9 protein-coding genes are annotated in these 8,806 nt (G+C 62.1%); 5 read left to right on the top strand and 4 right to left on the bottom strand.

The features are described 5' to 3' along the window. Together AACS18_RS23765 and AACS18_RS22755 are read right to left on the bottom strand one after the other, a co-directional pair. A partial coding sequence (locus tag AACS18_RS23765) for a sugar-binding domain-containing protein (protein ID WP_374956601.1) occupies positions 1-1,081 on the bottom strand: 1,081 nt, incomplete at its 3' end. Positions 1,082-1,270: 189 nt separating this feature from the next. Continuing rightward, positions 1,271-2,278: a substrate-binding domain-containing protein gene (locus AACS18_RS22755; protein WP_076494102.1), complete on the bottom strand. Its 1,008-nt coding sequence runs from the start codon at positions 2,276-2,278 to the stop codon at positions 1,271-1,273. A gap of 201 nt (positions 2,279-2,479) precedes the next feature. Between AACS18_RS22755 and galE the strand changes: the two genes are divergently transcribed. The 5 genes from galE (at position 2,480) to bacA (ending at position 7,674) form a co-directional block, all read left to right on the top strand. Continuing rightward, a complete protein-coding gene (gene galE, locus AACS18_RS22750; RefSeq protein WP_108611948.1) occupies positions 2,480-3,493 on the top strand; it encodes a UDP-glucose 4-epimerase GalE in 1,014 nt (337 codons plus the stop codon). A 60-nt stretch (positions 3,494-3,553) separates the two neighbouring features. Further along, the gene (locus AACS18_RS22745) at positions 3,554-4,612 is read left to right on the top strand and encodes a UDP-glucose--hexose-1-phosphate uridylyltransferase (RefSeq protein WP_108611947.1); all 1,059 of its coding nucleotides are present in this window, start codon (positions 3,554-3,556) and stop codon (positions 4,610-4,612) included. Beyond that, the gene (galK, locus tag AACS18_RS22740; protein ID WP_108611946.1) at positions 4,609-5,757 is read left to right on the top strand and encodes a galactokinase; all 1,149 of its coding nucleotides are present in this window, start codon (positions 4,609-4,611) and stop codon (positions 5,755-5,757) included. The genes AACS18_RS22745 and galK overlap by 4 nt, the downstream gene beginning before the upstream one ends. Continuing rightward, a complete protein-coding gene (gene galM, locus AACS18_RS22735; RefSeq protein ID WP_108611945.1) occupies positions 5,754-6,743 on the top strand; it encodes a galactose-1-epimerase in 990 nt (329 codons plus the stop codon). Before galK ends, galM begins: the two co-directional genes overlap by 4 nt. Positions 6,744-6,858: 115 nt before the next feature. Then, a complete protein-coding gene (gene bacA, locus AACS18_RS22730) occupies positions 6,859-7,674 on the top strand; it encodes an undecaprenyl-diphosphate phosphatase (RefSeq protein ID WP_021230740.1) in 816 nt (271 codons plus the stop codon). Positions 7,675-7,740: 66 nt separating this feature from the next. Here the strand turns inward: bacA and AACS18_RS22725 are convergent, their stop codons facing one another. Both AACS18_RS22725 and AACS18_RS22720 read right to left on the bottom strand, forming a co-directional pair. Beyond that, positions 7,741-8,436, bottom strand: coding sequence for a ChrR family anti-sigma-E factor (locus AACS18_RS22725; RefSeq protein ID WP_108611944.1), 696 nt, complete (start codon positions 8,434-8,436; stop codon positions 7,741-7,743). After that, the coding region (locus AACS18_RS22720) for a sigma-70 family RNA polymerase sigma factor (RefSeq protein WP_108611943.1) at positions 8,429-8,806 on the bottom strand (378 nt) is incomplete at its 5' end. The genes AACS18_RS22720 and AACS18_RS22725, both read right to left, overlap by 8 nt.

The following is an 8,806-nucleotide window of genomic DNA, read 5'->3' as shown; positions in this document are numbered from 1 at the left end:
GATGCTCGTGACGGTTGGCACCGCGAACAAGCAGCGGCTGACCGTTGACCCGCAGCAGGCCACCACGGATCTCCACCATCCTAAAGCCCACATCGCACGCTTCGCTCTCGATGGCCTGACCCTGCTCATCAAGCAGGGTCAGGGTCAGGCGATAGAGATGGGGCGTCTCGGCGCTCCACTTGCGCGGCGCAGCCACGTCGAGCCAGAACTCGGCGCGATCGTCATATGCCCCTTTTTCATCAATGGCTTGGGAGCCGATCGGCTGGCATAGAGTCGCGACGCGCTCGCTACCGTCATAGAGATTGGCCTCCACCGACAGACCGGCCCCATTGGCCACTTGCAGGGCAATCTTGAGACGGCCATCCCGATAGCAGGCATCCAGTTCAGGCGTCACCCGCATATCCATCAGATGGCGGGACGGTTTGTGCAACAGGCTGACGGAGCGGAAGATCCCCGACAGCCACCACATATCCTGATCTTCCAGATAGGAGCCGTCGGACCAGCGCAGCACCAGCACCGCCAGCCGGTTGCGACCGCTCTGCAGATATGGGGTCAGATCGAATTCGGCGGGCAGGCGGCTGTCCTGAGAATAACCGACCCAGCGGCCGTTGCAGAAGAGGTGGAAGGCGCTACTCACCCCGTCGAAGATGATTCGGCTCTGACCGCTGGCCAGCCAGTCGGCGGACAGTTCGAACTCGCGTGAGTAGCAACCGGTGGGGTTCTCTGCTGGCACTCGCGGCGGATCGCAGGGAAAGGGGTACTTGATATTGGTGTAGATGGGGCCATCGGTGAGCGGCCGCGCAGCCGGATAGGCGGCATCCAGCTGCCAGTTGCCCGGCACTGTAATGGGGCAAGCATCCACCAGATCCTGCGCCAGCCAACTCTCGGGCACCCGCTCGGGAGCGGCAAAGAAGGAGAAGCGCCACTCGCCATCGAGCAAGAGACGGGAGGAAGAGGCCAGATCACCCCTGGCATCCGTTTCGCTGCGCCAGCTGAACATGGGGGTATGGGCAGCCAGACGGTTTACCGACGTAATGGCCTGAGTCTGCCAATCCTGACGCGCCACTATCTCCCTGAGCATTCACTCTCTCCCTGCTGATTGAAAAACGTATTCAGTCTAGAGAAGTATGACGCAGGGAACGGCGATCTCGCTCACACAGATGTAAACGATTACACTAATTTTTTTAAGTAAAGCGGAGTAAAAATGATTAAAAACAGGTAAAACAATAACTGTACAAGAAACGGCCCCGAACAGGGCCGCAAAAGGGGGCTATCCGGCCCGAACCGGTGCCACCGAGTGGCGATTGATCAGGGTGGGGGTATAGATCCGGCTCTGGGTCGCGTCACTCTCCCCCGCCGCCAGCTGAATGGCCAGCTTGGCCGCCTGGGCCGCCATCAACTCGATGGGATAGCGCATGGTGGAGAGCTTGGGCCTCAGGTATCTGGCATAGATGATGTCATCGAAGCCCACCACCGAAACCTCCTCCGGCACTCGCAGGCCGTTGTCGGCCAGCACTGAGATGGCGCCCGCCGCCATGGCATCGTTATAGGCAACCACGGCGGTCACCTTGAGCCCCTTGGCCAGCAGATTGAGCATGGCGCGCTCGCCCCCTTCCTCGTTCGGCGTGCCGCTCTCGATAAGCTCGGGATCGGCTGCCAGACCCGCCTCCATCAGTCCATCCTGATAACCCTGCAGGCGCAAGGTGGCATCCTCGATGGCGTGATCCGAGCTGATAAAGGCGATATGGCGGTGACCCAGTTCGATCAGGTGGCGGGTCGCCGTGGCCGCACCCAGCCTGTTGTTGAGAGCGATGCAGCGCCCCCTGAGGGCCGGAATATCGCGGTTGATCAGCACCATACCGGGCACCCGCATGGCGTAATCGCACAGTTCCTCGTCGCTCAGCGCCTTGCTGTGCACCACCAGCGCCTCGCAGCGCTTGCCGATCAGCAACTCGATCGCTTCACGCTCCTGACGCGCCTTGTGAAAACCGTTACCCATCAGCAGGTGAAGGTTCTGCTCGACGGCGATGCCGGATACCCCCTTCACCAGTGCACCGAAGAAGGGATCGGCTACATCACCGACCACCACCCCCATGGTGTCGCAAGTCTGGCTCACCAGTGCCCGCGCGTTGGCGTTGGGGGTGTAGCCCAGTTCGGCCATGGCCTTCTGCACCACTTCGCGAGACGCGGCGCTGGCCTTGGGGGAGTTGTTCATCACCCGTGAAACCGTTGCCACCGACACATTGGCCAAACGGGCGACATCCTTGATGGTGCTCATGCTGTTTTCACTTCTTTCACTGTGCAATAGAGCGCCATTATACCCAGCAAACCCATTGAAAACAGGGGTGAAACGTATATCTGCCGTCAGGATGACCATAAAAACAGTGTAATCGTTTACACTGTTTTGCAAGCAAGCTCACAGTTTGGTCGCCACACCCTCGGCTAGACTGCTTCCAGACACTTTTCAGTGGAGAGCAAGATGAACGTTCTGGTCACCGGCGGTTGCGGATATATCGGCAGCCACACCTGTCTGGCCCTGCAAGCGGCAGGTATGAATCCCGTGGTGGTCGACAACCTCTGCAACAGCAAGCGCAGCGTATTGACTCGAGTCGCGGCTATCAGCGGCCAGCAACCCATGTTCTATCAAGGAGATATTCGCGATGCCGCCCTGCTGGACCGGATCTTCACCGAGCAACAGATCGATGCAGTGATCCACTTTGCCGCCCTCAAGGCGGTCGGCGAGTCGACCCGCATTCCACTGGATTACTACGAGAACAACCTTGGCGGCACCCTCACCCTGTTACAGGCGATGAAGCGGGCCGGGGTGCACAATCTGGTGTTCAGCTCCTCGGCCACCGTCTATGGCGATCCCGCCAGCCTGCCGATCCGCGAGGATTTCCCTCGCAGCGCCACCAACCCTTACGGGCGATCCAAGCTGATCATCGAGGAGATCCTCGAAGATCTGCAGCTGGCCGAGCCCCACTGGAGCATGACCCTGCTGCGCTACTTCAATCCGGTCGGCGCCCACGAATCGGGCACCATGGGTGAAGACCCGCAAGGGATCCCCAACAACCTGATGCCCTATATCACCCAGGTGGCCATCGGCCGTCGCGACTGCTTGTCTGTCTTTGGAAACGATTACCCCACCCCGGACGGCACCGGCGTGCGCGACTACATCCACGTGATGGATCTCGCCGAGGGGCATGTCAAGGCACTGCAACACTGCGCCGACAAGGGTGGCGTGCACACCTACAACCTGGGCACAGGTCAGGGCCAGAGCGTGTTGCAGCTGGTCGCCGCCTTCTCTGCCGCCTGTGGCAAGCCGCTGCCATTTCGCATCGAACCGCACCGCCCGGGCGACATCGCCGCCTGCTGGGCCGATCCGGCCAAGGCGCAGCGTGAGCTGGGCTGGCAGGCGACCCGGGACATAGACGCTATGTGCGCCGACAGCTGGCGCTGGCAATCCGCCAATCCGAACGGTTACGAGGAGTAGGCCCGCCTGCTCCCCGTTAATAAACGACTTTAATTTTCCATATCTTATTCAGGAGAGATGATGTTCAACCCCGTCGATCATCCCCATCGCCGCTTCAACCCGCTGACCGGCCAGTATGTGCTGGTCTCCCCCCACCGGGCCAAACGCCCCTGGCAGGGACAGATGGAGAAGGTGAGTCAGGCCCCCAAACAGGCCCACGATCCCGACTGCTTCCTCTGTGCCGGCAACACCCGGGTCACCGGCGACATCAACCCCGACTATCAGGGCACCTTCGTCTTTACCAACGACTTCGCCGCCCTGATGCAGGATACCCCGGCCGCCGATAGCGCCAGCGATCCCCTGCTGAAACTGGAAGCCGCCCGCGGCACCAGCCGGGTCATCTGCTTCTCACCGGATCACGGCAAGACCCTGCCCGAGCTGCCGCTGCCCGCCATCGAGGGGGTGATCACCACCTGGATGGATCAGGTCGCCGAGCTGTCAGCCCAGTGGGAGTGGGTGCAGGTATTTGAAAACAAAGGGGCCGTCATGGGCTGCTCCAACCCGCACCCCCACGGCCAGATCTGGGGCAGCGACTTCCTGCCCAACGAGATCGCCCGCGAAGAGCAGCACCAGCGTGACTGGCTGGCCGAGCATGGCCGCCCCATGCTGCTGGAGTATGTGGAGCGGGAGCTGGCGGATCGCTCTCGCATCGTGGTAGAGACCGAGCACTGGCTTGCCGTCGTCCCCTTCTGGGCCGCCTGGCCGTTCGAAACCCTGCTGCTGCCCAAGGCGCACGTCCCCTCCATGCTCAATCTGACCAAGGCCCAGCAACAGGATCTGGCGGTGGCGCTCAAGGAGCTCACCAGCCGCTACGACAACCTGTTCGAGTGCAGCTTCCCCTACTCCATGGGCTGGCACTTTGCACCGCCAAAATCGGATTGCCCCGAGGCGTGGCAACTGCATGCCCACTTCTATCCGCCGCTGCTGCGCTCCGCCACCGTGCGCAAATTTATGGTCGGCTTCGAGATGCTGGCCGAAACCCAGCGCGACCTTACCCCCGAGCAGGCTGCCGAGCGGCTGCGTGCCCTGAGCCCCGTTCACTACACCCAGACCAGCCACACCAATGAGGAGGCCCTATGACCCCCAGCCAACGCGTCAGCACCGTTTTTGCCGAGCAATTTGCCAAAGCGCCCGATCTGCTGGTGCGCGCCCCCGGCCGCGTCAACCTCATCGGTGAACATACCGACTACAACGACGGCTTCGTGCTGCCCTGCGCCATCGACTACGAGACCTGCGTTGCCATCGGCCTGCGAGATGACCGACAAGTGCAGGTGATCGCCGCCGACTACGACAACCAGCGCGACCAGTTCGACCTCGACCAGCCCATCGAGCACCACCCCAGCCAACGCTGGAGCGACTACATCCGCGGCGTGGTGAAGTATCTGCAGGAGCGCGGTTATGCCCTGCGCGGCCTCGATCTGGTGGTCTCCGGCAACGTGCCGCAGGGGGCGGGGCTCTCCTCCTCTGCCTCGCTGGAAGTGGCCATCGGTCAGGCCTTCAAAGAGGCGCTGGGGCTCGACATCAGCCAGGCCGAGATCGCCCTCAACGGTCAGCAGGCGGAGAACAAGTTCGTCGGCTGCAACTGCGGCATCATGGATCAGATGATCTCCGCCAGCGGCAAAACCGATCATGCCCTGCTGCTCGACTGCCGCTCGCTGGAGACCCGCCTCATCCCGATGCCCAGCGATCTGGCGGTGCTGATAGTCAACTCCAACGTGCGCCGCGGTCTGGTGGACAGCGAATACAACACCCGCCGTCAGCAGTGCGAGGCCGCAGCCCGTCACTACGGAGTCAAGGCGCTGCGCGATCTCGATCTGACCGGACTGGAAGCGGGCAAGGCCGGGCTGGATGAGGCCTGCTATCGTCGTGCTCGCCACATCGTTGGGGAAAATGCCCGCACTCTAGCGGCGGCCGATGCACTGGCGAGCCACGATCTGACCCGACTCGGCGAGCTGATGGCCGAATCACACGCCGCCATGCGCGACGACTTCGAGATCACAGTGCCCGCCATCGATGGTCTGGTGGAGATCATCAAGGCAAGAATCGGCACCGAAGGCGGCGTGCGGATGACTGGCGGCGGCTTCGGCGGCTGCGTGGTTGCCCTGCTGCGCCCCGAGAAGGTGGCCGAGGTGATCGCCGCAGTTGAAGCCGAGTATCCGACGCGCTTTGGCCTCAAGGCTGACTGCTACGTCTGCTCTGCCAGCGCCGGTGCAGGCAAGCTATGAGCAGTGCCATGACGCCATTCGAACTGGAAAACGAGGAGGGGCTGCGCCTGCGCAGCCTCGACTTCGGCGCAACCCTCACCTCCCTCACCCTGCTGGTGGCGGGCAAACGGCGTGAAGTGCTGCTGGGCTGTGCCGACGACGCCTATCCCACCCAGCAGGTGTGGCTGGGTGCGGTGGCCGGGCGTTTCGCCAACCGCATCGGCGGTGCCGAGCTGGTGCGTGATGGACAGCGCTGGCCGCTGAATGCCAATCAGGCACCCAACTGTCTGCACGGCGGGCAAGCAGGCTTTCATCGTCAGCGTTGGCAGATCAAGGAACTGGAAGCAGATCGGGTCAAGCTGGCGCTGCTCTCCCGAGCGGGGGATCAGGGCTTTCCCGGCAATCTGCGGGTCACCCTGGAGTACCGGCTGGAGCAGAACGATCTGGTGGTGGATTTCATCGCCAGCACAGATGCCGCTACGCCGGTCAGCCTCACCAGCCACGCCTACTTCAATCTCGATGGGCAAACTGATGGCGGCGATGTCCGTGACCACCTCATCAGCATCAATGCCGACCACTTCCTGCCGACCGACCCGAACGGTTTGCCGATCACCATCACTCCGGTGGAGGGGCCATTCGATCTGCGCCAAGAGCGCCTTGTCGGGCAGGATTGGCTGAGTCATCCCCAGCAGCAACAAGCCAAGGGGTACGATCATGCCTTTGTGCTCAACGGCCCAACGCAAGTGTGGGCTGCTCGCGTGGTATCAGGGGACAGGCAGCTGGCGATGGAGGTCTACACCAACCAACCCTCGCTGCAGTTTTACACCGGCAACTGGCTGGCCAATACCCCGAACCGCAGCGGCCTGTCGCACCGGGATCACGACGGCTTCTGTCTTGAGGCGCAACAGCTACCGGACAGCCCCAATCGCCCCGAGCTGGGCAACCCCTGGCTGCTGCCGGGCGGGCGTTATCACCACCAGACCCGCTACCGCTTTATCCGCGACTAACTTAAAGAATTCATGATTTTTACATAGCCTCAGCAGTCACAATCGAGCAAGATATGCCGCCCCGAGACCCTTTCGGGGCGTTTTTACATCAACGAAGTTAAGGATTGTTTGTTCGATGACTGACACTTATAGCCTGCTGGTCGCCTTTATTCTGGGCGTCGTCGAGGGGCTGACCGAGTTCCTCCCCGTCTCCTCCACCGGCCACATGATTATCGTCGGCCATCTGCTGGGCTTTGAAGGGCCCAAGGCTGCCACTTTCGAAGTGGTGATCCAGCTTGGCTCCATCCTCGCCGTGGTCGCCGTCTTCTGGCGTCGCCTGTTTGGCCTGATTGGCATCCACTTTGGCCAGAAGCCGTCCCGGGATCACGCCACCCTGTCGCTGATCCACGTCATCCTCGGCATGATGCCCGCCATCGTGGTCGGTCTGGCCATCCACAGCTGGATCAAGGCCAACCTGTTTGGTCCGCAGACCGTCATGTACGCGCTGGTCGCGGGGGGCATCCTGCTGATCATCGCCGAGAAGTTCCGCCCGGCCGTCACAGCCGAAACCCTGGATGACATCAGCTACAAGCAGGCGTTCGGCATCGGTCTGTTCCAGTGTCTGGCCCTGTGGCCCGGCTTCTCCCGCTCCGGCGCCACCATCAGTGGTGGCATGCTGATGGGGATCAGCCGTCACGCCGCCGCCGAGTTCTCCTTCATCATGGCAGTGCCCATGATGGTTGCGGCCAGTGGGCTGGATCTCTACAAGAGCCGCGATTTCCTCTCGATGGCCGACTTCCCGATGTTTGCAGTGGGCTTTATCACCGCCTTCGTGGTAGCGATGTTTGCGATCAAGACCTTCCTGACATTGATCCGCCGCATCGACTTCATCCCGTTCGCCATCTACCGCTTTATCGTGGCATTCGCCGTCTATCTGGTGTTTGTCGCCTGACCGGCAGCCTGCAATGAAATGACAAAAGGGACCTATCCGGTCCCTTTTTCTATGGCGTCATGGTGCTCAGTAGAGGTGCTGGCTGATACCGTTCAGCAGCCGCGACAGCCCCTTGGTGAACTGCACCGGCGCATCCTGCACCGTGTAGCAGAGGCAACCGTCCGGCGTATGCGGGCTGTGGGAGTGGCTGGCATCGCGCCAGATGAAATCTCCCGCCTTGTAAAGGGTATCGCCATCCTGAATGTTACCAGCCAGCAGCAAGGTCAGCTCATAGCCCTGATGGGTGTGCTCGGGGATGCGACCGCCCGCTTCGATATGGAGCAAGCTGGCTCGCGCCCCCATCTCGTCCAGCGGCAAACTCTGTTGACGAATGACCCCGATATGGCGCCACTTGGGCGAACGGTAGCGGGCCAGCACCCGCGGCAAGCGGTAGGCGTGACCGGCCACCTCCAGCTCGCCGGGCTGGGCTCGGGGCTGGTCATGTGTTGGCTCGGAGAGGGGCTCTGCCAGCGGCTGCGCCAGAATATCCGCCAGCATGGCGTCGAATCCGGCGTCCAGTCCCACTTCATCGCGGGAGGCCAGCTCGGGCTCTGCTGGCGAGGCAAGATATTGCTGCGCCAGCTCCTCTTCGAATGTCTTCAGTCGGGCAGCACAATCGGGGCAGAGTTCACAGTGAGCGGAGAGCCCCACCGCCAGCGGCAGAGGGAGCTCGTCGGCGGCGAAGGCACGCAGCATAGGGTCGGTCGGATGGGCTTTAATCATGGCCTTGCTCCACTTGCTCTTTCAATTTCTGTAACGCCAGCCGGAGGCGGGACTTGATGGTGCCGAGCGGCACGCCGAGTCGCTCCGCCAGCTCCTGCTGGGAGAACTCCTGCAGATAGATGCCGCGCACCACCTGCTGTTGCGGCTCCGGCAGGGTGCCCAGATAGTGGGCCATCTGACGAGTCAGCACCGCATCCTCACCACCGCTCAGGTGCTCCTCTTCGGCCTGAAACTCCAGCACCGGCCACAGCTCCTCGGCACAGAGATCCTCCTTGCTGGCGCGACGACGGCGCAGCATGTCGAAGCACTGGTTGCGCATCACGGTGTAGATCCAGGTGGTCGGCGCCCCCTTCTCCGGGTGATAGAGACG

The sequence above is a fragment of the Aeromonas sp. HMWF015 genome, from assembly GCF_963878965.1.
Taxonomy (GTDB): Bacteria; Pseudomonadota; Gammaproteobacteria; order Enterobacterales; family Aeromonadaceae; genus Aeromonas; species Aeromonas veronii.
This window is presented reverse-complemented; position numbering and strand designations above follow the sequence as displayed.